Genomic DNA, 25,638 nt, shown 5'->3' with positions numbered 1-25,638 from the left:
GTCACTGTTCCCGGCGCCGATCGGCAGGTCATCGCGGCTCCCGGGTGCCGGCGACGACCTCGCCGATCGCGGCCAGCGTCGGGCGGTCGCGGTCGTAGTACTCGGTGTGTCCCTGGGTCGGCTCGGTGGGCAGGGGGACGTCGCCGAACCCGGAGTCGTACGGACCGGCTCCGTACCAGCCGGACCAGGCGATCGGGTCGGCCGGCGACCAGGCCCCGTAGACCTCCGCCGCCTCCAGCCCCTCCGCCCTGCCCGTGCCGGTACCGGGGCTGCCCAGCAGGACGACGGCGTCGGCGGCCAGCCGGCCCGGTGCGCGCGCGGCCTCGCCGGTGACGACGGTCCCGTAGCTGTGCGCCAGCACGGTCGTCCGCGGCGCCGGCCCGGCGCCCCGGGCACCACGACTGCCGGCCAGCCCGTCGAGCGCACGGTCCAGATCGCGCCCCCCGCGCTGGGAGGCGTGCTCGGAGACCGAGGTGAACCACCGGGGTGTCCGGTAGCCCAGCCAGGCGACCGTCGCCACGGCCAGACCCGGGGCAGCCAGCGCAGCGGCCGCCGCGACGTCCCGGGCGTCGCCGACCACCTCGGCCAGGTCGTCGACGACCGTGGTCTCGACCCCGGGGACCAGCACCCCCACTGCGGCGGCCGTGTCCAGGTCGCCGACGGTCAGGGCCACCAGGCCGGCCGCCGGGTCGAACTGCAGCAGCTGGGCCACGGCGCCGGCGGCCACCAGCTCCGTCAGGGTGTGCTGCACGGCGCGGGCGGTGTCGTGACCGACCGAGCCCGGCGGGAGGTGCTGCAGGGCCGCCGCCAGGTTGGCCCGGTTCGCCTGGTCCCGCGCCCAGGCCGGCAGCCCGTCCAGGGCGCCGACGGCCCCCGGCTGCGCGTCGATCGCCAGCAGCTGCCCGGCCGCCGTCAGGCCCGCCCACCAGGCCGCCGCGTCCTGGGGGCCGGCCGTGGCCGGCACCTGCGGCGTCCACACCGGCAGCAACCGGCCCACCAGGTCGGCGAAGCGGTCCGGCACCGGGACGGCGACCGCACCGAGCTGCGTCAGGGGTTCCAGGGCGGCCCGGGCACACGCCGCCGCCCGGGCCGCGGCGATCCCGGCCTCCTCGGCCCGGGCCTCGGCGAGCACGGCGGCGCTTCGGGCTGCTTCGACGTCGGCCAGCTGGTCCGGTGCCATCGTCGGGGCGGGTGGCGCGGGCACCCCGACCGCCCGGCCGGCACCGTCCAGGCCGACCCCACCGGCGGCCGCGGCCGCCAGGGCCTCAGCGGCGAGCTCCTGCGCCTCGTCCGCGGCGGCCTTCAGCCCGGTCAGGTCGGCCAGCGAGGCCGCCAGCGCCCCACCGACCCCCGAGGCGACCGTGGACAGCTCGACGAGGGCGGCGGCGGCCGCGCTCCCCGCCGGCCCGGACCAGGACTCCGCGGCCCCCAGCTCACGGCCCAGCTGGTCCAGCCGCCCCCGCCAGGGCACCAACCGGTCGACCAGGACGCCGAGGGTGACCACCGCTCCCCGCAGCTGCGGGACGTCCCAGCCGGCGAGGTCGACCGTCGTCGTCACTGCGGCACCGGGACCCGACCACCGCCGAGCTGTCCGGCGATGCTGCCGTCGACGGCCCGGTAGGACTCCAGCGCCGCCGCCAGGGTGGCGGCGACGGCCAGGGTGCGCGCCGCGAGCGTGGTGACCAGGTCGGTCCACGCCGCACCGGTCGCCGCCGCCGACTCCCCCACCGGCCCCTCCAGCGCGGTGCCCAGCGCCCGTCCCGCGGAGGCGCACAGCCGCTCCTCCTCCCCCAGCTCGGCGCCGAGCGCGGCGAGCTCCCCCAGCAGCTCCCCGAGCGCGTCGAGCTGGACGTCGATCAGATCGGACACACGTGCCTCCCGGCGGCGGACCACGGCCCCGGGCGGGACCGGCGCAAGGGACGCTAGGGAGCCCCGCGCTCCCTCCGGGGCCCGTCGTCCACACCCGGCACCGCTCTCCACAACCCGCCGGTCAGTACGCCTTCTCGGTGAGCGTCTCGGCCGGGGTGTCGGCCTCACCGCCCACGACGCTGGACCGCCGCTTGCTGACCACGACGGCCACCACGATCACCAGGGTCGCGCCGATGGCGATCGCCAGCCGCAGCACGGTGTTGGCGTCCTCGCCGACGGACAGCCCGACGACGGCCGGGGCGATCAGCAGCGCGACCAGGTTCATCACCTTGATCAGCGGGTTGATGGCCGGACCGGCGGTGTCCTTGAACGGGTCGCCGACGGTGTCGCCGATGATGGTCGCCTCGTGGGCCTTGCTGCCCTTCCCGCCGTGGGCGCCGTCCTCGACCATCTTCTTGGCGTTGTCCCAGGCGCCGCCGGAGTTGGACAGGAACACCGCCATGAGCGTGCCGGTCGCGATCGCGCCGACCAGGTAGGCCGCCAGCGGGCCGAAGCCGAGACCGAAGCCGACCGCCACCGGCGCGAGGACGGCCAGCAGGCCGGGCGTGGCCAGTTCCCGCAGCGAGTCGCGGGTGCAGATGTCGACCACACGGCTGTAGTCGGGGCGCTCGCTGTAGTCCATGATCCCGGGGTGGGTGCGGAACTGCTCGCGCACCTCGAACACCACCCGGCCGGCGGCGCGCGACACCGCGCTGATCGCCAACCCGGAGAAGAGGAACACCACCGCCGCGCCGACGACGGCGCCGACGACGTTGTTCGGTGAGACGAGGGTGAGGGCGTCGCCGAGGCCAGACCCGGCCTCGTCCAGAGCCACGATGAGGCTGGCGTTGTAGGAGCCGAACAGCGCGGTGGCCGCCAGCACGGCGGTGGCGATCGCGATGCCCTTGGTGATCGCCTTGGTGGTGTTGCCGACCGCGTCGAGGTCGGTGAGGACCTGGGCGCCCTCCTCGTCGATGTCGCCGGACATCTCCGCGATGCCCTGCGCGTTGTCGCTCACCGGGCCGAAGGTGTCCATCGAGACGATGACCCCGGCGGTGGTGAGCAGCCCGCAGCCGGCCAGGGCGACCGCGTACAGCGCCGCGGCGCCGCCGATGAGGAAGGCGCCGTAGACGGCGGTGCCGATGAGCAGCGCGGCGTAGACGGCCGACTCCAGCCCCAGCGAGATGCCGGAGAGGATCACCGTGGCCGGGCCGGTGAGCGAGCTGCGGCCGACGTCGCGGACGGGCCGGCGGGAGGTCTCGGTGAAGTAGCCGGTGAGCTGCTGGATCGCGGCGGCCAGCACGATGCCGATCAGGACGGACAGGAAGCCGAGCACCTGTGGGCTGACCGCGATGTCCAGGCCGTCGGAGATCGTGGGCAGGACGGTGAAGGACGCGGCTGCGACCAGCACCAGGGAGACGGCGGCGGAGACGAAGAAGCCGCGGTTGATCGGGGACATCCAGTTCCGGTCGTTGCTGCCCGGGTTGCTGGCCAGGATGCCGACCACCGAGGCGACCACCCCGATCGCGGCGACCACCAGCGGGAAGACCATGCCCACCGGCCCGAAGAACACCTGGCCGAGGATCAGCGCGGCCACCAGCGTCACCGCATAGGACTCGAAGAGGTCGGCGGCCATGCCCGCGCAGTCGCCGACGTTGTCCCCGACGTTGTCCGCGATCGTCGCGGCGTTGCGCGGGTCGTCCTCCGGGATGCCGGCCTCGACCTTGCCGACCAGGTCCGCGCCGACGTCGGCGGCCTTGGTGAAGATGCCGCCACCGACGCGCATGAACATCGCCAGCAGCGCACCGCCGAAGGCGAAGCCCTCCAGCACGATCGGTGCGGTCTCCCGGAAGAGCAACAGCACCAGCGAGGCCCCGAACAGCCCCAGACCCACGGTGATCATCCCGCAGACGCCGCCGGTGCGGAACGCGATGCGGAAGGCCGGCCGGTGCCCCCCGGCGGCCGCCGCGGCCGCCACCCGGACGTTGCCGCGGGTGGCCAGGGTCATCCCGATGAAGCCGACCGCGGCGGAGAACGCCGCCCCGACGAGGAAGAAGGCCGCGCGGCCCAGCCGGGTGCCCAGGCCGCCGTCGGCCACCGGGAGCAGGAGCAGCAACCCGAAGACGATGGCGGCGAAGACGGCGAGCGTGCGGTACTGCCGTCTCAGGTAGGCCCCGGCGCCCTCCTGGATGGCCTTCGCGATCTCCTGCATCGACGCCGTGCCCTGGTCGGCGGCCAGGACCGCGCGGACAAGCCAGGCGGCGAAGCCGAGGGCAGCGAGGGAGATGAGGAGCGCGATCGCCACCAGGGCGAGGTCTCCTCCGGACAGGTCGGCGTCGGGCATGGCTTCCTCCGAGGCGAGGCGGGGCGCGCACCGGCCAGCCGCCCCCGGGCTCTCGCTCGGGAGGGCCCGGCGTGGGACGCACTGTGCCGCAGGAGGCAGGCCCGCCGCCAGACCCTGGTGTGATCCCGTTCACACCGGACGTCATCGGACCAGGTGGCCCGGGCAGTGGCTTGCGCACCGGTGTGACAGTGGGGTGGTGACGTCCCTGCGCTCCGTCCGGCCATCCGCGGACGCGTCGCCGGAGTCGGTGCCCGACCCGGCCGGTGGCGCACTGCCGGGCACCGAGCTGCTCGAGGCCCTGATGTCCGGCACCGACGCAGACGACGACCCCGTGACCCACGTCCACCGGCTCCCGGCCCGCCCCAGCCGGCTGGCGGAGTGGCCGGAGTGGGTCGGGACGCCGCTGCGGGACCGGCTGGCCGAGCGCGGCGTGCCGGCGCCCTTCAGCCACCAGGTCGAGGCGGCCGAGCTGGCGCGAGCCGGCAGCCACGTCGTCGTCGCCACCGGCACGGCGTCGGGCAAGTCCCTGGCCTACCAGCTGCCCGCGCTGACCGCGCTCGCCGACGACCCGCGCGCCTGCGTGCTCTACCTCGCCCCCACCAAGGCCCTGGCCCGGGACCAGCTGGCCTCCGTCGCCGAGCTGGCCGACTCCTCGGTGCGGCCGGCGGCCTACGACGGCGACACCCCGATGGAGGAGCGCGAGTGGGTGCGGCGGCACTCGCGCTGGATCGTGACCAACCCCGACATGCTGCACCGGGGCGTGCTCCCGGCCCACCAGAAGTGGTCGAGCACGCTGCGCCGGGTCGCCTACGTGGTCGTGGACGAGTGCCACGCCTACCGGGGCGTGTTCGGCTCGCACGTGGGGCACGTGCTGCGCCGGCTGCGGCGGATCTGCCGCCGCTACGGCGCCGACCCGGTGTTCGTCCTGGCGTCGGCGACCGTGGCCGACCCCGCGCTGGCCGCCGGCCGGCTGGTCGGTGCCCCGGTCACCGCGGTCACCGAGGACGGCTCGCCGCGTCCGGGGGCGACCTTCGCGCTGTGGGAGCCGCCGCTGACGGAGCGGACCGGCGAGCACGGTGCGCCGCTGCGCCGGTCGGCGGCCGCTGACGCGGCCGGGCTGCTGTCCGACCTGGTCGAGCAGAACGCCCGCACGCTGGCGTTCGTGCGGTCCCGCCGCGGCGCGGAGTCCGTCGCCGAGCAGGCGCGCGCGATCCTGCGTTCCCGCGGCCGGTCGGACCTGGTCTCCCGGGTCGACTCCTACCGCGGCGGCTACCTGCCCGAGGAGCGGCGGGAGCTGGAGCGGGCGCTGTCGACCGGGGTGCTGCTGGGGGTGGCGACCACGAACGCCCTGGAACTGGGGATCGACATCGCCGGGCTCGACGCCGTCGTGCTCGCCGGCTACCCGGGCACGCTGGCCTCGATGTGGCAGCAGGCCGGGCGCGCCGGGCGGGCCCAGCGCGAGTCGCTCGTCGTGTTCGTCGCCCGGGACGACCCGCTGGACCACTACCTGGCCCACCACCCGCGGGCGGTGTTCGGCCGGCCCGTCGAGGCGACCGTCACCGACCCGGCCAACCCCTACGTGCTGGGCCCGCAGCTGTGCTGTGCCGCCGCAGAACTGCCGCTCACCCACGCCGACCTGGCGGACTTCGGCGGCGAGGTGGCCGAGGCGCAGGTGGCGGAGCTGGTCGCCGAGGGGCTGCTGCGCACCCGGCCCACCGGCTGGTACTGGGCCGGGCGAGGCCGGCCCGACGTGGACATCCGCGGCAGCGGTGCCGCGCCGGTGTCGATCATCGAGGGCGCGACCGGCCGGCTGCTGGGCACGGTCGACGGCGACGCCTCGCACGCGACCGTGCACACCGGCGCGCTCTACGTGCACCGCGGCGAGACCTACGTGGTCGACGAACTCGACGTGGAGGACGCCTGCGCGGTGGTGCACCCGGAGAGCCCGGAGTGGACCACGGTGGCCCGCGACACCGTCGACCTGTCGATCGTCGCCACCGACCGCACCAGACGGCTGGGCACCGTCACCGCGCACACCGGCGTCGTGGACGTGACCAACCAGGTCGTCGCCTACCAGCGGCGACGGCTGGGCACCGGAGAGGTGCTCGCCGAGTTCCCGCTGGACCTGCCGCCTCGCCAGCTGCGCACCCGGGCGGTGTGGCTGACGCTGGACGAGCGGGCCATCGCCCGGGCCGACGTCGACGACGCGGCACTGCCCGGCTCGCTGCACGCGGCCGAGCACGCCGCGATCGGGCTGCTGCCGCTGCTGGCGACCTGCGACCGCTGGGACCTGGGCGGCGTCTCCACCGCCCTGCACCCGGACACCGGCGCAGCCACCATCGTGGTCTACGACGGCCACCCGGGCGGTGCCGGTTTCGCCGAACGCGGGTACGCGGTGCTGCGGGACTGGCTGCAGGCGACCCGGGCCACGGTGGCCAGCTGCGAGTGCGAGTCCGGCTGCCCCTCGTGCGTGCAGTCGCCCAAGTGCGGCAACGGCAACGACCCGCTGGACAAGGCCGGCGCGGTGCGGGTGCTCGACGTCGTGCTCGACGAGCTGGCCGGTGCGCCGGAGCTGACGGCCGAGGAGGCGGAGGTGACCCGTCGGCCGACGCCGTCGTCGGGCCTGTTCGGCACCAGCACCCCGGCCGTGACCGACCCCGCCGCCGACACCGGTGCGGCCGGCCCCGACCCCGACGACCTCGTCTTCTGACCGGGTCCCTGATTCTGCTGACCGGGTCTCTGGCGGGGCCGGGCCGGCGCGCGCCCGGGCCGGGGCGTCGACGACGCCGAGTGGCCCCAGCCGGACAGGGACGTGCACCCGCACCTCGACGACCGCGCCGGCGGTGACGACACACGAGTCCACGACGGCCTCGTTCGCCGCGGCGATCTCCTCGGCGACCGCGCAGGCGGCCGGGTCGCCCAGCACGGCCCTGCCGGCGGCGGCCAGGGCTGCGAGGTCGGCCGCCGAGGTGGCGCGGTGCCGGGCCACGACCGCGGCGCCGACGAGCACCGTGGCGACGCCGACCAGGGCGAGCAACCCTGCCAGCGCGACCATCCACACGGTGGCCGAGCCGCGCTCCCCGTCGTCGGCCGGCACGCGCCCGGTCACGGCGGGCCGCCTGCTGCCGGTTCGCGGAGGCCCGTCGCCGTCGCCGTGACCTCCACCCGCCAGGGCAGCGGCCCCAGCGGGGCGACCCTGGCCGCGACGGTGACCCGCACCGTCTCCCCCACGCCCAGGTCCGTGGTCGCCCCGTCGGGTGCGGCCTGCGCCGCCAGCTCGTGCACCACGGCCGCCGGCTCGCCGCGCGCCGCCGCCCGGGCCCCCTCCCGGGCGGCGTCCACGCAGCGCAGCTGGGCACCGACCACGACGACCGCCGCCACCGCCCCGGCCAGCACCAGCAGGAGCACGGGCAGCACGACGGCGGTCTCCGCGGTCACCATCCCGGCCTCCCGGGGGCTGCCGGGCCGGCCGGTGCGGTCGGGTGTCGACACGTCGACTCAGGCGAGCGTGGCGAGTGCGGTCTGCACGAGCTCGCCCAGCGCCGCGACGACCGATCCGCCGGTGACCACCTGGTAGAGCACGGCGGCGAAGGCGCAGGCGGCCACCGTGCCGACGGCGTACTCGGCGGTGCTCATGCCCTCCTCTCCCGCTACGCGGACCTCCGACCACCGCTGGGCCAGCGCCGCGCGCCGGCGTCCGGTGGACCGTTCCTCGTTCTCCGGCTGGATCTCCATCTGTCCTCCTCCGCCGGACCGCCTGCCGGTCCGTCGACCCGAGCCTGGCGCCGGCGAGGGCGCGCCCAGGTCGCTGCGGCCGGGTTGTGGAGGACGCTCGCGGTTGTGGACGCCGACCGGCACGACGGCGGTGACCGTGACTCAGCCGAAGACGTCGCTGCCGATGCCCAGCACCATCGGGACGACGCCCAGGCACAGGAAGGCGGGGAGGAAGCACAGCCCCAGTGGCGCCAGCACCCACACCCCTGCCCGCTGCACCGCGGCCTCGGTCTGACTGCGGCCGGCGCTGCGCAGGTCGGCGGCGAGCCGCTGCAGGGCCGGGACGACCGCCGAGCCCGACTCCCCGGCCCGCACCACCGTGCGGGCGAGCGCGTCGACCGGCGGTGGCGCACCCGCCCAGGCCCGGCGCGGGGCGGCGCCCAGCCGGTACAGCGCCCCCGCCTCGACCAGCCGGTCGCCGAGCGGACCGGGCACCGCCTCCCCGACCGCCGCGACGGCCGACCCGACCGGGGTGCCGGCCGCCAGGCAGACGGCGAGCAGGTCGCAGGCCACCGGCAGGTCCCGGGCGAGGGCTCCGGCGACGGCCGGTGGCGCACCGGATCGCCGGAGCAGCCGATCCAGCCCCGCGGCCAGGCCGAGCCCGACCAGCGCGGCCGGCAGGCCGGCACCGAGCACCAGGAAGGCCGCCAGCCCGCCCAGGCCCGCCTCCACCCGGCGCCGGGCCGCCCCGGGTGGGCCGCTCGTCGACCGCCAGGGCCGACCGCCGTCTCCGGGGACGGCGAGCAGGAACCGCACCCGGTCCCGGCGGCCGGCCCCGGGGGGCACCCACAGCAGCACCGCGCCGGCCAGGACCAGGACGGCCCAGGCACCGTTCACTGCGCCATCGCCCGCCGGACCAGCCGCGCCGACCAGGTCAGCCCGGCCAGCTCCAGGGCCACGCCGAGCACCAGCAGCGCCGTCCCCGCGCCGGTGGTGGTGAGCACCCGCCACGGGTCGGCGCCCACCCCGCTGCCCATCAGCAGGCCCAGCAGCGGGAGTCCGGCGAGCACGGTGGCGCTGGCCCGCGGCCCGGCGACCGCAGAGCGCAGTTCCTCCCCGGCCCGCAGCCGGGCTCGCAGGTCGTCCTCGACGGCGGTGACCACCCCGGCCAGCGAGCAGCCGGTGCGGGTGCTCAACCGCACCGCGGCCGCGATCCGCACGAGCGCCCGGGCCGACTCGTCCGTCGCCGGCCCCGCTGGCGGGTCGCCCAGTCGCAGGACCGGCTCGAGCGCCCGCGCCATGCCGGCGTCCGGGCAGCCGTCGACCGCGGTGGACGCCACCTCCGGGAGTGGTCGCCCGGCCCGCACCTCCGCGGCCAGCACGCCGAGTGCCTCCACCAGGGCCCGGGTGCGCCGCTCCCCGGCGGCGGCCCGGCCACGCGCCTCCAGGGCCCGGCCGGCGACGACACCGCAAGCGGCCGCCAGCCCGGCCACGACCGGGGTGGACAGCAACGCCCCGGCTCCCCCGCTCGCCAGCGCGAACACCCACGGTCCAGCCGGGCCACCGGCCAGGGCGCGGAGGTCCGGACGCGCCCCGCGCCACCCCGGCTCGGTGAGCCGTCGCGGCCGGCCGGCGGCGCCCGAGGACCAGGCCAGCAGCGCGACCCCGAGGACCAGCAGCGCCGGGCTCATCCGGGCACCCGGACACCGAGCAGGTCGGCGAGCTCCCCGCGCGCCGGGGTGGGGCCGCCGTCGGCCCGCCAGCCCGCGGCGACCTCGATCAGCTCCCCCTGTCGGCGGACCACCCCCAGCTCGGCCACGCCCCGCCCCGCCGGGCTCCGCCGCAGGTGCACGACGACCGCGAGCGCGGCTGCCGCCTGGCTGTGCACCGCGGCCCGGCCCAGGCCGGCCGCACCGCCGAGGGCCTCGAGGCGGGCCGGCAGGTCCGCGGCCCGGTTGACGTGCACCGTGCCGCAGCCGCCGTCGTGCCCGGTGTTCAGCGCGGCGAGCAGGTCGACCACCTCGGCGCCGCGGACCTCACCGACCACCAGCCGATCCGGGCGCATCCGCAGGGCCTGCCGCACCAGGTCCCGCAGCGTGACCGCGCCGGCGGCCTCGACGTTGGCCGGCCGGGTGAGCAGCCGGACGACGTGCGGGTGCCGTGGGGTCAGCTCGGGTGCGTCCTCGCAGAGCACCAGCCGTTCCCCGGGATCCACCAGCCCGAGCAGCGCGGAGAGGACCGTCGTCTTCCCGGTGCCCGTGCCGCCGGTGACCAGGAACGCCAGCCGCGCCCGGACGGCGGCCGCCAGCAGTTCGGCGCTGGCGCCGGGCAGGGCACCCCGGTCGGAGAGGTCGGCGAAGGAGAGCGCCGCCCGGCGCAGCACCCGCAGGGACAGGCAGGTGCCCGCCCCGGACACCGGCGGCAGGACCGCGTGCAGCCGGGTGCCGTCGGGCAGGCCGGCGTCGACCCAGGGCGCCGCGTCGTCGAGCCGGCGGCCGGCAGCGCCGGCCAGCCGCACCGCCAGGCGGCGGACGGCGGCCTCGTCGGGGAACCGGACGTCGACCGGCTCCAGGCCCTCGCCGCGGTCGATCCAGACCTCGTCGGGCCCGTTGACCAGCACGTCGGTGACGCCGGGCGTGCGCAGCAGCGGCTCCAGCACACCGGCCCCGGCGAGCTCGTCGGTGGCGGCCCGGACGGCGTCGAGCATCCCGCGGTCGCCCAGCAGGCCGCCGGACTCCTCCCGGACCAGGGCCGCCACGGCCGCCGGGCTGGGGGCGCCCACACCGGTGGCGAGCCGGGCGCGCACCCGCTCCACCAGCGGTGGCGCCGACTCCCCGGTCACGCCGCGCGCCCGGCCAGCTCGGCGAGGAGCAGCCGGCTGAGCCCGCCGAGCGGGGACCGGGCGGCGACGGACGGTGGTTCGCCCCGTTCGCTGCGGGGTGCCGCCGACCGGTCGGCGGCGAGCTCGGCGAAGACCGGCCGGCCGACCACGTCGGCCACCTCGGCGCGGCTCAGCCCCCCGGGGACCGGCCGGCTCACCACGAGCGCCGCCGACCAGGGCCGCGGGTCACCCTCCAGCAGGGCGCGGGCGGCGGCTCCGGCCCGCAGCCGGGCCGGGACGAGCAGGACGCTGAGGTCGGCCTCGGCGAGGAGCGCCTCGGCGGCGGGGCTGCGGACGGGCAGGTCGAGCACGACGCCGCACCCGCTGGCCCGGGCGCCCGCGCAGACGGCGAGCAGGGCCTCGGCCGGCAGCTCCTGGGGGTGTTCCCGGGAGGCGGAGAGCACCGCGACCCCGGCGACCTCGGGCAGGGCGGCGGCGAGCGCCGGGCCGGCCACCCGTCCGCTCACCCCGGCCAGCTCCGGCCAGCGCAGCCCGGGCTCTCGTTCCGCCCCGAGCAGCAGGTCCAGGCCGGCGGCCCAGCCGTCGCCGTCCACCAGCAGCACGCCGCCGTCGGCCGCGCTGCCCGCGGCCACCGCGAGCGCCGTCGCCAGGGTGCTCGCGCCGGCGCCGCCGCAGGCGCCGCCGACCACGGTCAGCCAGCCCGGCCGGGCAGGGGCCTGCACCGCCGCGGCCACCCGCTCCACCAGCCACGCCTCGTCCCGGGGCAGCACCACCACCCGTTCGGCGCCGAGCTCGACGGCCGCCGGCCACACCTCGGCCGCGGGTTCACCGGCGGCGACCACCAGCACCCCGGGGCGCCGCGGCAGCGCCCGCACCGGCGCACTGCCCAGCACCTCGGCACCGAGGAGCACCAGCGGCGCGTCCCGGTGGGCGCGGCGGAGCGCACCCCCTCCCGTGGTCAGCTCAGCGGTGGCACCGGCGGCGGCGAGCAGCCGGAGCAGGTCGTCGAGCAGGCCGGAGTCGGTGCTCAGGACCAGCGGGTGGGCGGGGGCGACGGGCGCGGAGCCGGGGGCTCGCGAGGCAGCGGACACCCGCCCAGCGCAGCGGGCCGGTCGGCGCCGGCCCAGCCCTGGACGACATCTGTGGACAACCCATCCGGGTGTGGACGACGGTGTGCCCGACCCCCTGGACTGCCGATCCCCTTACCGTGTGCGATGTGACCCGCGCTGCGGCGTTCTTCGACCTGGACAAGACGGTCATCGCGAAGTCCAGCACGTTGGCCTTCGGACGACCGTTCTTCCAGGGTGGGCTGATCAACCGGCGAGCCGTCCTCAAGGGCGCCTACGCGCAGTTCGTCTTCTCCCTGGCCGGCGCCGACGCCGACCAGATGGAGCGGATGCGGCGACAGATCACCGCGATGACCACGGGCTGGGACGTCGCCGTCGTGCACGAGATCGTGCGGGAGACGCTGCACGGCATCGTCGACCCGCTCGTCTACGCGGAGGCCGCCGACCTCATCGAGGAACACCAGGCGGCCGGCCGGGAGATCGTCATCGTCTCCAGCAGCGGTGCGGAGATGGTGGAGCCGATCGGCGAGATGCTCGGGGTCGACCGTGTCGTCGCCACCCGGATGGTCACCGTCGACGGGAAGTACACCGGCGAGATCGACTACTACGCCTACGGCGAGAACAAGGCCGCCGCGATGCGCGAGGTGGCCGCCGAGAAGGGCTGGGACCTGGCCGACTGCTGGGCCTACAGCGACTCGATCACCGACCTGCCGATGCTCGAGGCGGTCGGCCACCCCACCGCCGTCAACCCCGACCGGGGGCTGCGCAAGGCCGCCGTGGAACGGGGCTGGCCGGTGCTCGAGTTCACCCGCCCGGTCACCCTGCGCTCCCGGTTCTCCGGCGCCCGGACGCCGGTGGTCACCAGTGCCGCGGTCGGCGTCGGGGCCGCCGTGGCCGGACTGGCCTGGTTCGCCCGGCGGCGCACGCTGCGGGCGCTCCCGGCCGTCGCGCTCGCCGCCCCCGTCGTGGTGCCCCCGACCGGTCGCCGTCGGCGCCGCGGCGCCTGACCGGACCGACCGGCCCGGTCTCAGCCGCCGATGCGGCCGCGGAGCTCCGCCACCTTCTCCCGCACCTGGTCCGAGACCGTGCGGGCGGTGGAGACCGGCTGGAAGTCCTGCGCGGCGGTGGTCAGCGCCTGCTGCTCCGCCGGCGTCAGCTCCAGCTCGGCGGCCGCCACGTTGGACTCCAGCTGCTCGACGCTGGACGCCCCCGGGATCACGACCACCTGTGGCAGGCCGAGCAGCCAGGCCAGGGCCACCTGGGCCGGCTTCGCCTGGTGCGCAGCGGCCACGTCCCGGAGCAGCTGGAGGAGCGGCTCGGCCCGGCGCAGGTTCTCGGTGCCGAACAGCGGGTTCATCGCCCGGACGCCCCCGGGGCGGTGGTCGGCGGAGTACCGGCCGCCGAGCAGGCCCTGGGCGAGCGGGCTGTAGGCGATGACCACCCGGTTCTCGCGCTCGGCGAAGGGCACCAGGTCGGCCAGCGGCCCGGCGTGCGCCAGGGAGAACTGGACCTGGTTGCTCACCACCGGGCTGCCCAGCGCGCGGTCGGCCGCCTGCCAGCGCTCCAGCGAGTAGTTGGAGACCCCGACGGCGCCGATCACGCCGTCGTCGAGGAGGGCGCGCATGCCCGGCATGATCACCGAGTCCGGCACCAGCGGGTTGGCCTGGTGCACCTGGTAGAGCGGGATCCGGTCGAGCTGCAGCCGACGGGCGCTCGCGGTCGCGCGGTTGCGGACGACCGCCGGGAACGGCGCCACCGGGAAGACCTTGCTGGCGACGACCACCTCGGCCCGGTCGGCGCCGAGCGCCTCGGCCAGGATCTTCTCGCTGCGGCCGAAGCCGTACACCTCGGCGGTGTCGAACAGCGTGACGCCCAGCTCGCGGGCCCGCCGGACGATGTCCCGGGCCGCACCGACGGCGTAGTCGTCGCCGTAGCCCCATTCCTTGGAGCCGAACTGCCAGGTGCCCAGTCCGACCCGGCTGACCTGTCCCAGACCGTCGACCTCGAGGAAGCGCATCCGCCCAGTCTGGTCGCGCTGCAGCGGAGCCGCAGGACGGCGCTGTCGCGCTCAGCCGCGGAGCAGGCTCTCGCAGATCGCCAGGCCCTCGGTGGCGCCGTGCTCGGTGGCGCGGCAGCAGTGCACGAGCCAGCCGGCCACCCCCGCCGGGCCGCCGGTCCGGTAGCCCGCCAGCGCGGCCGCGTAGGCGTCCCGGCCGAGCTCGGCGAACCCGACCTCGGGCACGGAGACCGCCTTGCGGTCCAGGCCCCGGCTGATGATGACCAGCCGGGCAGCGGCGCGGGCGACCACCCCGTCCTGCACCCCGAAGGGGGCGAGCGCGGCCAGCTCGCCGTGCACGACCCCGGCCACCACCACGGCCGGGACGGTGGTCGCACCGGTGATCAGGGAGAAGAGCCCACCCAACCGCGGACCGGCCGCGCCGTTGGGCCGGCCCAGGTCGGCCGGCTCGGCGAGGTCGGTGGCGGCGAGGACGTGCAGCCGGGCGAGCACCTGACCGGGTGCCCGCTCCCAGGTCTCCACCATCGAGCCGAGGCCCACCGAGACCCGCAGCGCACCCTGGACGACCGGGTCGGTGACCTCACCCGCCCGCAGGTCCGCCAGCGGCCGGTCCACGCCCTCCAGCGCGGCCGACGCCCGGGCACCGCGCAGCGCCGACTCCGCGCTGACCCCGGCGGACTCGCGGCGGAGCACCTTGTGGCCGAGCAGCCGGTCCACCGCGGCGCGTGCGTCCTCGGCCGCCGCGGCGACGCCGGGCAGCTCCAGCAGCGGGGCGAGCGGGTCGGGGCCGGTCGGTCGCGCGGCGGGCCGGGGGGCCCGGCCGGCGCCGGGGCGCAGCGGGATCGTCACGGCTGCGACGGTACGAGTCCGGGGCGGCAGGTCTCCCGCCGCCCTCCGCGACCCGGCGCCTACGCTCCCAACCACCATGGCCGCTCCCCTGACCCTGCTCCTCGTCCGGCACGGTCAGAGCGAGTGGAACGCCGCCGGACTGATGCAGGGGCAGACCGCCCATGTGCCGCTGACCGAGCTCGGCCACCAGCAGGCGGCGCAGGCCGCGGCCGAGCTCGCCGCGCTCACCAGGGACGGCGGTGGCCCCGGCGCGCTCGTCTCCAGCGACCTGCACCGCGCCGTGCAGACCGCCGAGCACTGCGCCGCGGCCACCGGGCTGCCGCTCACCACCACCCCGGCACTGCGCGAACAGGGCTACGGCGTGCTCGAGGGGCGGCCCTCCCGCGACCTCTGGGACGTCGTCGACTGGACCGACCCGCACTGGGCGGCCGAGGGCGGGGAGAGCCTCGCCCAGCTGCACTCCCGGGTCGCCGGCTACCTCGACCGGCTGCGCGCCGACCCGCCGGCCTCAGTCGTCGCCCTGGTCACCCACGGCGACACCATCCGGGCCGCCCAGGCAGTGGTGGCCGGTCTCGGGCCGGACCAGCTGCCGGGGGTCACCCCGCACAACGGCACGGTCACGAAGCTGGTGCTGACGTGACCAGGGTGCTCGTGCTCGGCGGCTCCCGGTCGGGCAAGTCCGCGCACGCCGAGCAGCTGCTGGCCGGCTGGGACGAGGTCACCTACCTCGCCACCTCCGTCGTCGACGAGGCCGACGCCGAGTGGTCGGCCCGGGTCGCCGCCCACCGCGCCCGCCGCCCGGCCGGGTGGACGACGGTGGAGACGACGGCGCCGTCGGAGCTGCTGCGCCGGGGGGCGGTGCTGGTCGACAGCGTCACCACCTGGGTGGCCGCGCTGATGGACGAGACCGGCATCTGGGACGCCGTCGACACGACCGGGGCGCACGCCGCGGGCTCCCCCGCGGACGCCGCCGCGGCCCGCGACCGGCTGGACCAGCGCTGCGATGCACTGGTCGACAACTGGGTGATGACGCCGGCGCACGTGGTCGCGGTCAGCGACGAGGTGGGGCTGGGCGTGGTGCCCGAGACCCGCGCCGGTCGGCTCTTCCGGGACACGCTGGGCACGGTCAACCAGCGGCTGGCCTCGACCGCCGACGAGGTGTGGTTCGTGGTCGCCGGGCTGCCCCAGCGGTTGCGATGAGCTCCCCGGACCAGCCGGCGACCCGCCGCCCCTGGACCGGGCCGGCGGAGTCGTTCGCGCTTCTGACCAGCCTGCGGGTGCCGGCCGCCGCCTCGGCCCGCGGGGTGCTGCCCTGGGCGCCGCTGGTCGGGCTGGTGCTGGGGGGCGCGGCGGCCGCGGTCGCCTGGGCCGCCGACCGCACGGTCAGCCCGCTGGTCGGTGCGGTGCTCGCTGTCGCCTCGCTGGCCGCGCTCACCCGCGGGCTGCACCTGGACGGGCTGGCGGACACCGCCGACGGACTGGGCCCGCTGCGCGGCCGGGAGAAGGCGCTGGCGGTGATGCGCGCCGGCGACGTCGGCCCCTTCGGCGTCGTCACCCTGGTGCTCACCCTGCTGCTGCAGGTCGCCTGCCTGGCTCAGCTGCTCACCGTGGACGGCGGCTGGCTCGCGCTGCCGGCAGCCACGGTCACCGCCCGGGTGGCGATGGCCCGCACCGGCCTGCCCGGGGTGCCGATCGCGCAGGGCTCGTCGCTGGGCCAGGCGGTGGCCGGCACGGTGTCCCGGGGCTGGCTGGCCGGTGCGGCGCTGGTCACCGCCGCGGTCGCCGCCGCAGGTGCGCTGCTCGTCGCTCAGGACGGCCTGGTCGCCGCCCTCGGGCTGGTCGCCGCCGTCGCCGCCGGGCTGGGGTCGTCGGAGGCCCTGTTCTCCCGGGCCCGGGCCCGGCTGGGTGGCGTGAACGGCGACGTCATGGGCGCCATGGGCGAGGTGACGGCGGCGGTCACCCTGCTCACCGCCGCCGTCCTGCTCAGCTGAGCGCGGTCACCGTCGACGGGTGAGCGAGCCGAGGACCCGGCTCAGGCCGCCGGAGGCAGCGGGCGAGGCGGCCCGGCCGCGCCGCATCCCACCTCCGGCGGTCCCGGTCCGGCGCCGACCGGCGGTGCCCCGGGTGGCCGAGCGCCCGCCACGCGCGCTCCGTGCCGCGGTGTTCCCTGCCGTGCCCATCAACCTGCCGAGGATGCTCATGGAGGAGGTGTGACCGCCGTCATCAACTCGTAACCTGCTGGCCAGCCGGATCGCGGCGCGTCGTCGCGGTCAGCCACCTGCCACGGACTGGACGACCATCACCTCCGCGCCGGCCGGCACCGGGGTGACCAGACCGGAGAGCCGGCGGACCTCCTCGCCGTCGACGTAGACGTTGACGTGCCGGCGCAGCGCCCCGGTCTCGTCCCGCACCCGCCGGTCGAACACCGGGTGCTCGGTGGCCAGCACGTCGAGCAGGGCACGGACGGTGGCGGGCTCGGGCAGGTCCAGCGACATCGACGTCCGGCCGCCGGTGGTGTCGGCCAGCAACCGCGGCAGCAGCACCCGGACGGTCACGGCAGCACCGCCGCCCGCACGCACAGCACGTCGGGCAGGTGGGAGGTGACCGTGCTGAACGACTCCCCCTCGTCGGCGCTGGCGTACACCTCGCCCCCGCGGGTGCCGACGTAGACGCCCACCGGGTCGCCGGCGTCCACGCAGGCGGCGTCGCGCAGCACCGCGTTGTACTCGTGCGTGGGCAGCCCGGCGTCGAGGCGGCGCCAGCTGGAGCCGGCGTCGTCGCTGCGGTGCACGGCCAGCTCGCCGTCCGGCGGGATCCGCTCGCCGTCAGCGACCAGCGGGACCACCCAGATCCGCCCGCCGCGGCGCGGGTCGGCGAGCATCACGAAGCCGAAGTCGGCGGGCAGTCCGTCGGCGATCGACGTCCACGAGTCGCCGTCGTCGTCCGATCGGTACACGCCGTGGTGGTTCTGCGCGTACAGCCTCCGTGGGTCGGCCGCGTCCCGGGCGATCTTGTGCACGCACTGCCCGAACTCCGGCGCCGGACCGGGCATGAAGTACGCCGAGATGCCGGAGTTGCGCGGCTGCCAGGAGGCCCCGCCGTCCCGCGTCCGGTAGACGCCGCCGGTGCTCATCGCCACGTGCACCGTGCCGTCGGGCCCCGGGACGACGGAGTGCGCCGCCGCCCCGCCGTAGCCCGCGCCCCACTCGCTGCGGTGCGGGTGGTCCCACAGCCCGCGGCACAGCTCGAAGTGCTCACCGCCGTCGTCCGAGCGCCAGACCGAGATCGGCTCGCAGCCGGCCCAGACCACCCCCGGCCGGTCGGCGGAGTCCGGGCGCAGCTGCCAGATCCGCTCGACGGCGGCCCCGGTGTCGGCCGGGAAGCGGATCGCGCCGCCGGCCGGTTCGTCCCAGGTCGCGCCCAGGTCGTCGGAGTGGAGGACCGTCGGGCCGAAGTGCTCCGACCGCACCCCGACCATCAGCCGGGTGCGCCCGTCGCGGGTGTCGATGCCGATGCTCGGCACCTCGGTCATCAGGAAGTGCGGTGCGGAGAGCGACCAGCTGCGCCGGTCCTCACTCGTCGCGAGCCAGAGCCCCTTGCGCGTGCCGATCGCCAGCAGAGTCGTCGCCATGCACCAGTAGACCGCCGGACACCGACGGACTCATCGCTCCCCGGTGGGGCCAAAGTCGCGACTTTGGCCCCACCCGGGCTCAGACCGGCTGCTGGGCCGGGGTCTCGCCGCCCTCGAGGTCGCCCTCGGTGTCCAGGTAGGCCTGCTGGAGCTCGGCCAGCAGCGCCGGGTCGGGCTCGGCCCACATCTTGCGGTCGACCGCCTCCAGCAGCCGCTCGGCGATGCCGTGCAGCGCCCAGGGGTTCGACTGCTCCATGAACGCCCGGTTCTCCGGGTCGAGCACGTAGCTCTGCGCGAGCTTCTCGTACATCCAGTCGGCGACGACGCCGGTGGTGGCGTCGTAGCCGAACAGGTAGTCGACCGTGGCCGCCATCTCGAACGCGCCCTTGTAGCCGTGCCGGCGCATCGCGGCCAGCCACTTGGGGTTGACCACCCGGGCCCGGAACACCCGGGAGGTCTCCTCGACCAGCGAGCGGGTGCGCACGTGCTCGGGGCGGGTCGAGTCGCCGATGTAGGCCTTCGGTGAGCTGCCGGTCAGCGCGCGCACCGTGGCGACCATCCCGCCGTGGTACTGGAAGTAGTCGTCGGAGTCGGCGATGTCGTGCTCGCGGGTGTCGATGTTCTTCGCCGCCACCGCGATCCGCCGGTAGGCGGTCTCCATGTCCGGGCGGGCCTGCACCCCGTCGAGGTCCCGGCCGTAGGCGTAGCCGCCCCACACCGCGTAGACCTCGGCCAGGTCGGCGTCGGTGCGCCAGTCCCGGCTGTCGATCAGCGACAGCAGCCCGGCCCCGTAGGCACCGGGCTTGGAGCCGAACACCCGGGTGGTGGCCCGCCGGCGGTCGCCGTGCTCGGCGACGTCGGCGTCCACGTGCGCCTTCACGTAGTTCTGCTCCGGCGTCTCGTCCAGCCCCGCGGCCAGGGTGACGGCGTCGTCGAGCATGGTCACCACGTGCGGGAAGGCGTCCCGGAAGAACCCGGAGATGCGCACCGTGACATCGATCCGCGGCCGGCCCAGCTCACCGAGCGGGATCGGCTCCAGCGTCGTCACCCGGCGGGACGCCTCGTCCCAGACCGGCCGGACGCCGAGCAGCGCCAGCACCTGGGCGACGTCGTCCCCGGAGGTGCGCATCGCCGAGGTGCCCCACACCGAGAGCCCCACCGAGCGCGGGTGCTCCCCGGTCTCGGCGACGTACCGCTCGACCAGCGACTCGGCCAGGCCCTGCCCGGTCTCCCAGGCCAGCCGGGAGGGCACCGCGCGCGGGTCGACGGAGTAGAAGTTGCGCCCGGTCGGCAGCACGTTGACCAGCCCGCGCAGCGGCGATCCGGACGGGCCGGCGGGCACGTAGCCGCCGTCCAGGGCGTGCAGGGCCATGTCGATCTCGTCCGTCGTCTTCGCCAGCCGCGGCACGACCTCGGCGACCGCGAACTCGAGCACCCGGCTGACGTCGGCGTGCGGCCCGCCCAGCACCTCGGCGACGGTCGGCTCGACGGCGTCGGCGGTCCAGCCGGCCGCCTCCATGGCGGTGACCAGGGCCAGCGCCCGGGCCTCGACCTCGTCGGTCTCGTGCAGCCCGGCCGAGCCGTCCTCGACCAGGCCGAGCGCCTCGCGCAGGCCGGGCATGGCGACCGAGCCGCCCCAGATCTGCCGGGCCCGCAGGATCGCCAGCACCAGCCCCACCCGGGCGTCGCCCTCCGGCGGGGAGCCGAAGACGTGCAGCCCGTCCCGGATCTGGCTGTCCTTGATGGCACACAGCCAGCCGTCGACGTGCAGGATCATCTCGTCGAACTCGGCGTCGTGCGGCCGGTCGTCCAGGCCGAGGTCGTGGTCGAGCTTGGCGGCCTGGATCAGCGTCCAGATCTGCTGCCGGACGGCGGGCAGCTTGGGCGGGTCCATCGCCGCGATGTTGGCGTGCTCGTCGAGCAGCTGCTCCAGCCGGGCGATGTCGCCGTAGGTGTCGGCGCGGGCCATCGGCGGCACCATGTGGTCGACCAGCACCGCGTGCGCGCGGCGCTTGGCCTGCGAGCCCTCACCCGGGTCGTTGACCAGGAACGGGTAGACCATCGGCAGGTCGCCCAGCGCGGCGTCCGGGGCGCAGGACGCCGACAGCCCGACGGTCTTGCCGGGCATCCACTCCAGGTTGCCGTGCTTGCCCACGTGCACGACCGCGTGCGCACCGAAGGACGAGCGCAGCCAGTGGTAGGCGGCCAGGTAGTGGTGCGACGGCGGCAGGTCGGGGTCGTGGTAGATCGCGATCGGGTTCTCCCCGAAGCCGCGCGGCGGCTGGACCATCACCACGACGTTGCCGGCGCGCAGCGCGGCGAACACGATGCAGTCGTCGGTCGGGTCCACGAACAGCTCACCGGGCGGCGGCCCCCAGTGCTCGACCATCCGGTCCGTCAGCTCGGCGGGGAGCGTGTCGAAGAACCGGCGGTACTCCGCGGCCGGGATGCGCACCGGGTTGCCGGACAGCTGCTCGGCGGTCAGCCAGTCCGGGTCCTGGCCGCCGGCCTCGATCAGGGCGTGCACCAGCCGGTCGCCGTCCAGGTCCGCGACGCCGGGCAACGAACCCTCGCCGTCGAACGGGCCGATGTCGTAGCCCTGCCCGGCCATCGCGGCCAGCAGCCGGACCACCGAGGCGGGGGTGTCCAGGCCGACCGCGTTGCCGATCCGGGCGTGCTTGGTCGGGTACGCCGACAGCATCACCACGATCTTGCGGTCGGCCGGTGCGGTGTGCCGCAACCGGGCGTGCGCGACGGCGGTGCCGGCCACCCGGGCGGCCCGCTCCGGGTCGGGCACGTAGGAGGTCAGGCCCTCCTCGTCGACCTCCTTGAAGGAGAACGGCACGCTGATGATCCGGCCGTCGAACTCGGGGATGGCGACCTGGTTGCCCACGTCCAGCGGGGAGAGCCCGTCGTCGTTGGCCGCCCAGGTCGCCCGCGGGGTGCCGAGCACCAGACCCTGGATCACCGGCACGTCGAGCCGGGCAAGCTCACCGACGTCCCACGCGCCGTCGTCCCCACCGGCGGAGGCGGTGGCCGGCTTGGAGCCGCCGGCCGCCAGGACGGTCACGACCATGGCGTCGACGGTGTGCAGCACGTCGAGCATCTCCGGCTCCACCGACCGCAGCGACGCGGTGTAGATCGGCACCGGCACCCCGCCGGCGGTCTCGATCGCCTCGCAGAGCGTGTGCACGAACGCGGTGTTCCCGGCCAGGTGGTGCGCCCGGTAGTAGAGGACGGCGACCCGCGGACCGGTCGCAGTGGTCTTGTGGTCCAGCAGACCCCAGTCGGGCGCCACGGCCGGGGCGTCGAAGCCCTCGCCGTCCAGCAGCACCGTGTCGGCCAGGAAGCGGTGCAGCTGCACCATGTTGTCCGGACCGCCCTGCGCCAGGTAGGCGTGCGCCTCGGTGGCCACGCCCATCGGGACGGTCGAGAGCTCCATCAGCTCGGCGTCGGGCAGCTGCTCACCACCCAGCACGACCACCGGGACGCCCAGGCCCAACAGGGGCGCGACCATGTCCTCGTACTTCCGGCGGGACCCCAGGATGCGGACCACGACGAGATCGGTACCGGCGGCGAACTCGGCGAGGTCGCCGGCGCGGTAGGGGTTGCCCAGCCGCCACGACGAGTCGCTGGCTCGGGCCGACAGCAGGTCGGTGTCGGAGGTGGAGAGCAGGGTGAAGGTGCGTGAGCTCACGTCGGTGCCTCCCTCGGGGTCCGCGCCCCGGGTCGTCGAGCACGGCAGCCGGAGTGTCTGGCTCGCCCCCGCATCTGGACGACGCCGGGGCTCACAGTGGCGGGACCGCGCCGGCTTCGCACCGGCTTCCTCGCGCACTGCCGTGATGTGCCGGAGACGCTACCGGGCTGCCGATGCCCGGGGCTCGGGCAGCACCGGCCCGGCCGCGGCCGGCGGACCCGGCGGAGCCCCCTCCCCGTCCGGCAGGTCGTCGAGCTCCCGGAGCGGGCGCATCACCAGCACGGAGAGGCCGGCGAGGACGACGGCGCCGACGAACACGGCGAAGGCCGCGCGCAGCCCGGTGGTGTCGACGAGCACGCCGGCCGCCAGGTAGCCGGCCGGCCCCGCGGCGTACGCGCCGGAGGCGACGATCCCGAGCACCCGCCCGCGCAGGTGCGTGGGCACCCGCTGCTGGAAGGCCAGGTTGACCAGCGGGTTGATCGGGCCGAACAGCAGGCCGGCGAGCGCACCGCAGCCGAGCAGGACGGGGTAGGGCGGCAGGGCCACGAACGGGACCAGCGCGACCGACGCCCCCACGGTGGCGACCCGGAGCACGAGGCTGCGGGGCAGCCGGTGGCCCAGCGCACCCTGCAGCAGGCTCCCGAGCACCCAGCCGCCGCTCATCACCAGGAGCAGCAGGCCGAGCCGGCCGGGGGCGCCCTGCTCCTCGAACAGCACCGGCAGCAGCACCGCCGAGATCGGCAGGTACGTCGCCGAGACGAGGACGGCGACCAGGGCGGCGCACCGCACGAGGCGGTCGTGGCGGAGCACGGCGATCCCCTCGGCGGTGTCGGTGAGGACGCGCCGGACCGCGCGGCCGGAGGACTCCGGGCGGGGCTCCGGCCGCCCGCCGCCGGGGACCCGGACGAGGGCCATGACGACGACCGACAGCGCGAAGGCGGCCGCCGTCGCCCACAGCGCCGGGACCGCGCCGACCAGCCCGATCAGCACGGCACCGACCGCCGGCCCGATGAAGAACGCCGACCCCCACACCGCCTCGTGGACGCCGTTGACCCGGGAGAGCGGGAGCCGGGCGGCCGCAGCGGCCTCGGGGAGCATCGCCTCGCGCGCGGTCACGCCGGCCGGGTCCAGCAGGGCCCCGAGGGCGGCCAGCGCGACCACCGCACCCAGCCCCAGCCCACCCGTGGCGAGCTCCAGCAGCGGGATCGCGGCGACCGCGGCCGCGGAGACGACATCGGAGACGACCGACACCCGCCGCCGGCCGACCCGGTCGACGACGACGCCGGCGAGCACCGCGGTGAGCACCAGCGGCAGCGCCGTCCCCGCGGCGACGAGGCCGGCGCCGGCCGCGCCGCCGCCCCGCTCGAGGACGAGCCACGGCAGGACGACGGAGGTGACCCCGTTGGCCGTGCCGGAGAGCAGGGTCGCCGCCTCGACCGCGAGCAGCGGCAGCCGCCGGGGCGGGTCCACCGCCGTCCGGCCGGCCGGGACCGTGGTCACCGGAGCGGCGCGGCTCGCAACCACCGCACGCCGAGCACCACCCCGACCAGGGTGACGCCGCACCACAGGGCCGCCGAGACGACGTACCCGACGAGCGCCGCCGTGGCGAGCGCGGCGGAGGCGGTGAGGAAGGAGGCGAGCAGCGGGACCGTGGTGAGCGTGGTGAAGTCGGTGCCCGCCGTGGCCGGGCGGGAGAGGTCCATGCTCACCGTGTAGACCACCACGTTCAGCGCGGTGTAGGCGACGAGGAAGCCGCTGAGCGCGACCACCGTGCCGGTGAGCGGCGCCGACCCGAGGAGCAGCGGGACCAGCCCGGCCGTCGACAACGCCAGGGCGACGCCGCCGCCCACGAGCACCGCGGCCCGGCCCCAGCGGCGGACCAGCCACCCCGCGAGCGGGCCGGCCAGCGCCGCGGGCACGCTGACGACGACGCCGGTGACCACGCCGATGCGGGTCAGGGACCACCCGGCGTCCACGAGCGCCGCGCTGGGCAGGGCGTACACCCCGGCCGCGCCGCCGTAGACGAGCGGCACGACGCCCAGCGCCCAGACCGGCACACCGGGACGGCGGAACACCCCGATCAACGCAGCCCAGGCGGCGCTCCCGGGCACCCGGGGGTCGCGCTCGGGCTCACGGAACCGGAGCACGACCACCAGCGCGACCAGGGTGAGGGCGGCGAGCAGCAGCACGGCCGCGGTCCACCCGGCGCGGTCGTACACCAGGACGCAGAGACCACCGCCGAGCACGGTGCCGACGTAGCTGGCCCCCACCTGGACCCCGTTGCCGAGGCCGCGGTCCTCCGGGCGCAGCAGCCGGACGGCGAGGGCGTCGGCGGCCACGTCCTGGGTCGCCGACAGCAGCACGTACACGGCGCAGACGACGACGAGCGGGCCGAGCGAGGCGGCCGGGTCGTCGAAGGGCAGCAACGCCAGCAGCGCCAGGACCATCGCGCTCTGCAGGGCGAGCAGCCAGGAACGGTGGTGCCCGAGCCGGCGGGACCCGTACCGGTCCAGCAGCGGCGCCCAGAGCAGCTTGAGCGGCCAGGCGAGGCCCAGCAGCGAGACGAGCGAGAGGTCGGCGAGGGAGACGCCGTCGGCGCGCAGGATCGCGACCAGCCCGACGGTGAGGAAGCCGATGCCGACGTACTGGGTGACCCAGAGGGTGGTGAGCAGCCCCCACGGCGGCCGGCCCGCCGCCACCGGCGACGTCTCGGCGACGGTGGGCGTGGACGGGGCGGTCACGTCGTGCGCCAGTAGGCGAGGGAGGACACGCGGTCCTTGCCGACGCCGAGCTCGCGGCGCAGGTGCCGGGTCAGCGCCCGGGTGGCGGCGGCCTCACAGGCCACCCAGAACCAGTCCCGCGCCGGGTCGGCTGCCGCGTCCGCGGCCCAGGCCCCCGTCACGGCGGCCTGCAGCGCCTGCCCGGGGGCGGCGCCGTCGCGGTCGACCCACACCACCTCGTGCCCGGCCCGGGCGCGCACGGGGAGGTCGCGGTCGGCCGGGTGGCCGGCCTCGAGCCAGACCCGCGCGGGCGTCGTCGGGTGGGCGTCGAGCAGCGAGTTCACCGCCGGCAGGGACGCCGGGTCACCGACGAGGTGCACCACCCGGGTCGCCGGGGGCGGCTGGGCCTCGCGGGTGCCCTGCACCGTCGCCTCGATGGTGCTGCCCGGCTGCACGGCCTGGGACCAGTGCGCCGCCGGACCGTCGTGCAGGGCGAACTCCAGGTCGAAGGTGCCCGACGCCGGGTCGGGGTCGACGAGCGTGTAGGCCCGCTGGTGGGGTCGCCCGTCGTGTTCGAACCACAGCCGGACCCACATCGCCGGGTGCGGCGGGCAGTCGGCGAGCAGCCCGCCGTCGGAGACCCGGACCCGCTGGTACTGCTCTCCGACCTGCTCGCTCCCGCGCACGGTGAGGACGAAGTCCTTACCGCGCAGCGCCTTGAGGACCACGCCCTCCCAGCCGTGCTGCATCGCTCGTCCCTCTCGCCGTCACCCCGGCAGGACCCCCGCGCACCGGGTCCTGGCCCCGTGTACCGTCCGCCGTGTTTAGGCGAGGCTAACCTACGGAGGG

At 76.4% G+C, this 25,638-nt stretch carries 22 protein-coding genes, 1 pseudogene and 1 riboswitch; of the genes and pseudogenes, 5 read left to right on the top strand and 18 right to left on the bottom strand.

Features of this window, described 5'->3' with window-relative positions; all coding sequences use genetic code 11:
* Positions 1-28: 28 nt before the first annotated feature.
* From O2V63_RS01040 to O2V63_RS01030, 3 genes are all read right to left on the bottom strand, one after another.
* Positions 29-1,558, bottom strand: a complete 1,530-nt coding sequence (locus tag O2V63_RS01040) for an alpha/beta hydrolase (RefSeq protein WP_269165724.1) — start codon at positions 1,556-1,558, stop codon at positions 29-31.
* A complete protein-coding gene (locus O2V63_RS01035; RefSeq protein WP_269165723.1) occupies positions 1,555-1,869 on the bottom strand; it encodes a hypothetical protein in 315 nt (104 codons plus the stop codon). The genes O2V63_RS01040 and O2V63_RS01035 overlap by 4 nt, the downstream gene beginning before the upstream one ends.
* Positions 1,870-1,990: 121 nt before the next feature.
* Complete coding sequence (locus tag O2V63_RS01030; RefSeq protein WP_269165722.1) at positions 1,991-4,252, bottom strand: sodium-translocating pyrophosphatase; 2,262 nt, start codon at positions 4,250-4,252, stop codon at positions 1,991-1,993.
* A gap of 196 nt (positions 4,253-4,448) precedes the next feature.
* On the opposite strand from O2V63_RS01030, the gene O2V63_RS01025 reads away from it, so the two are divergent.
* A complete protein-coding gene (locus tag O2V63_RS01025; protein WP_269165721.1) occupies positions 4,449-6,962 on the top strand; it encodes a DEAD/DEAH box helicase in 2,514 nt (837 codons plus the stop codon).
* 51 nt (positions 6,963-7,013) lie between these two features.
* Here O2V63_RS01025 and O2V63_RS20760 read toward each other — a convergent pair.
* The 7 genes and pseudogenes from O2V63_RS20760 to ssd all read right to left on the bottom strand — a co-directional run.
* Positions 7,014-7,349: pseudogene (locus tag O2V63_RS20760) on the bottom strand (Rv3654c family TadE-like protein); the annotation flags it as partial.
* A gap of 8 nt (positions 7,350-7,357) precedes the next feature.
* The gene (locus tag O2V63_RS01020) at positions 7,358-7,744 is read right to left on the bottom strand and encodes a TadE family type IV pilus minor pilin (protein WP_269165720.1); all 387 of its coding nucleotides are present in this window, start codon (positions 7,742-7,744) and stop codon (positions 7,358-7,360) included.
* 6 nt (positions 7,745-7,750) lie between these two features.
* Positions 7,751-7,987: a DUF4244 domain-containing protein gene (locus O2V63_RS01015; protein WP_269165719.1), complete on the bottom strand. Its 237-nt coding sequence runs from the start codon at positions 7,985-7,987 to the stop codon at positions 7,751-7,753.
* Between the two features lie 141 nt (positions 7,988-8,128).
* Positions 8,129-8,863 carry a type II secretion system F family protein gene (locus tag O2V63_RS01010; RefSeq protein ID WP_269165718.1) on the bottom strand — a complete coding sequence of 245 codons (735 nt, stop codon included), beginning with the start codon at positions 8,861-8,863 and terminating at the stop codon, positions 8,129-8,131.
* Positions 8,860-9,657 (bottom strand): type II secretion system F family protein, encoded by a 798-nt coding sequence (locus O2V63_RS01005; protein ID WP_269165717.1) that lies wholly within the window; start codon positions 9,655-9,657, stop codon positions 8,860-8,862. Before O2V63_RS01005 ends, O2V63_RS01010 begins: the two co-directional genes overlap by 4 nt.
* Positions 9,654-10,808 (bottom strand): TadA family conjugal transfer-associated ATPase, encoded by a 1,155-nt coding sequence (locus O2V63_RS01000; protein ID WP_269165716.1) that lies wholly within the window; start codon positions 10,806-10,808, stop codon positions 9,654-9,656. The genes O2V63_RS01005 and O2V63_RS01000 overlap by 4 nt, the downstream gene beginning before the upstream one ends.
* Positions 10,805-11,899: a septum site-determining protein Ssd gene (gene ssd, locus O2V63_RS00995; RefSeq protein ID WP_269165715.1), complete on the bottom strand. Its 1,095-nt coding sequence runs from the start codon at positions 11,897-11,899 to the stop codon at positions 10,805-10,807. Before ssd ends, O2V63_RS01000 begins: the two co-directional genes overlap by 4 nt.
* A gap of 125 nt (positions 11,900-12,024) precedes the next feature.
* Between ssd and O2V63_RS00990 the strand changes: the two genes are divergently transcribed.
* The gene (locus O2V63_RS00990; RefSeq protein WP_269165713.1) at positions 12,025-12,882 is read left to right on the top strand and encodes an HAD family hydrolase; all 858 of its coding nucleotides are present in this window, start codon (positions 12,025-12,027) and stop codon (positions 12,880-12,882) included.
* Between the two features lie 20 nt (positions 12,883-12,902).
* On the opposite strand, the gene O2V63_RS00985 is transcribed toward O2V63_RS00990, so the two are convergent.
* Together O2V63_RS00985 and O2V63_RS00980 are read right to left on the bottom strand one after the other, a co-directional pair.
* Positions 12,903-13,892 (bottom strand): aldo/keto reductase, encoded by a 990-nt coding sequence (locus O2V63_RS00985; RefSeq protein WP_269165712.1) that lies wholly within the window; start codon positions 13,890-13,892, stop codon positions 12,903-12,905.
* A 51-nt stretch (positions 13,893-13,943) separates the two neighbouring features.
* The gene (locus O2V63_RS00980; protein ID WP_269165711.1) at positions 13,944-14,741 is read right to left on the bottom strand and encodes an oxidoreductase; all 798 of its coding nucleotides are present in this window, start codon (positions 14,739-14,741) and stop codon (positions 13,944-13,946) included.
* A gap of 76 nt (positions 14,742-14,817) precedes the next feature.
* Between O2V63_RS00980 and O2V63_RS00975 the strand changes: the two genes are divergently transcribed.
* Genes O2V63_RS00975 through O2V63_RS00965 form a run of 3 tightly spaced genes read left to right on the top strand, consistent with a single transcriptional unit; the run spans position 14,818 to position 16,732 of the window.
* A complete protein-coding gene (locus O2V63_RS00975; RefSeq protein ID WP_269165710.1) occupies positions 14,818-15,381 on the top strand; it encodes a histidine phosphatase family protein in 564 nt (187 codons plus the stop codon).
* Positions 15,378-15,941, top strand: a complete 564-nt coding sequence (cobU, locus tag O2V63_RS00970) for a bifunctional adenosylcobinamide kinase/adenosylcobinamide-phosphate guanylyltransferase (RefSeq protein WP_269165709.1) — start codon at positions 15,378-15,380, stop codon at positions 15,939-15,941. The genes O2V63_RS00975 and cobU overlap by 4 nt, the downstream gene beginning before the upstream one ends.
* The gene (locus O2V63_RS00965) at positions 15,938-16,732 is read left to right on the top strand and encodes an adenosylcobinamide-GDP ribazoletransferase (protein ID WP_269165707.1); all 795 of its coding nucleotides are present in this window, start codon (positions 15,938-15,940) and stop codon (positions 16,730-16,732) included. The genes cobU and O2V63_RS00965 overlap by 4 nt, the downstream gene beginning before the upstream one ends.
* Positions 16,733-17,011: 279 nt before the next feature.
* Here O2V63_RS00965 and O2V63_RS00960 read toward each other — a convergent pair whose 3' ends face one another.
* The 6 genes from O2V63_RS00960 to O2V63_RS00935 all read right to left on the bottom strand — a co-directional run bounded on the left by O2V63_RS00960 (position 17,012) and on the right by O2V63_RS00935 (position 25,538).
* A complete protein-coding gene (locus O2V63_RS00960; protein ID WP_269165706.1) occupies positions 17,012-17,296 on the bottom strand; it encodes a MoaD/ThiS family protein in 285 nt (94 codons plus the stop codon).
* Positions 17,293-18,372: a WD40/YVTN/BNR-like repeat-containing protein gene (locus O2V63_RS00955; protein ID WP_269165705.1), complete on the bottom strand. Its 1,080-nt coding sequence runs from the start codon at positions 18,370-18,372 to the stop codon at positions 17,293-17,295. The genes O2V63_RS00960 and O2V63_RS00955 overlap by 4 nt, the downstream gene beginning before the upstream one ends.
* Positions 18,373-18,451: 79 nt before the next feature.
* On the bottom strand, positions 18,452-22,069 hold the full coding sequence (cobN, locus tag O2V63_RS00950) for a cobaltochelatase subunit CobN (RefSeq protein ID WP_269165704.1): 3,618 nt from the start codon (positions 22,067-22,069) through the stop codon (positions 18,452-18,454).
* 51 nt (positions 22,070-22,120) lie between these two features.
* A riboswitch (cobalamin riboswitch) is annotated at positions 22,121-22,201 on the bottom strand.
* A 27-nt stretch (positions 22,202-22,228) separates the two neighbouring features.
* Positions 22,229-23,569: an MFS transporter gene (locus O2V63_RS00945; protein ID WP_269165703.1), complete on the bottom strand. Its 1,341-nt coding sequence runs from the start codon at positions 23,567-23,569 to the stop codon at positions 22,229-22,231.
* On the bottom strand, positions 23,566-24,810 hold the full coding sequence (locus O2V63_RS00940; protein ID WP_269165702.1) for an MFS transporter: 1,245 nt from the start codon (positions 24,808-24,810) through the stop codon (positions 23,566-23,568). Before O2V63_RS00940 ends, O2V63_RS00945 begins: the two co-directional genes overlap by 4 nt.
* Entirely contained in the window at positions 24,807-25,538 is a 732-nt protein-coding gene (locus O2V63_RS00935; protein WP_269165701.1) for a siderophore-interacting protein, read from the bottom strand. The genes O2V63_RS00940 and O2V63_RS00935 overlap by 4 nt, the downstream gene beginning before the upstream one ends.
* Positions 25,539-25,638: the final 100 nt, after the last annotated feature.

The organism is Modestobacter sp. VKM Ac-2977 (genome assembly GCF_026968045.1).
Lineage (GTDB): Bacteria > Actinomycetota > Actinomycetes > Mycobacteriales > Geodermatophilaceae > Modestobacter.
This window is presented reverse-complemented; position numbering and strand designations above follow the sequence as displayed.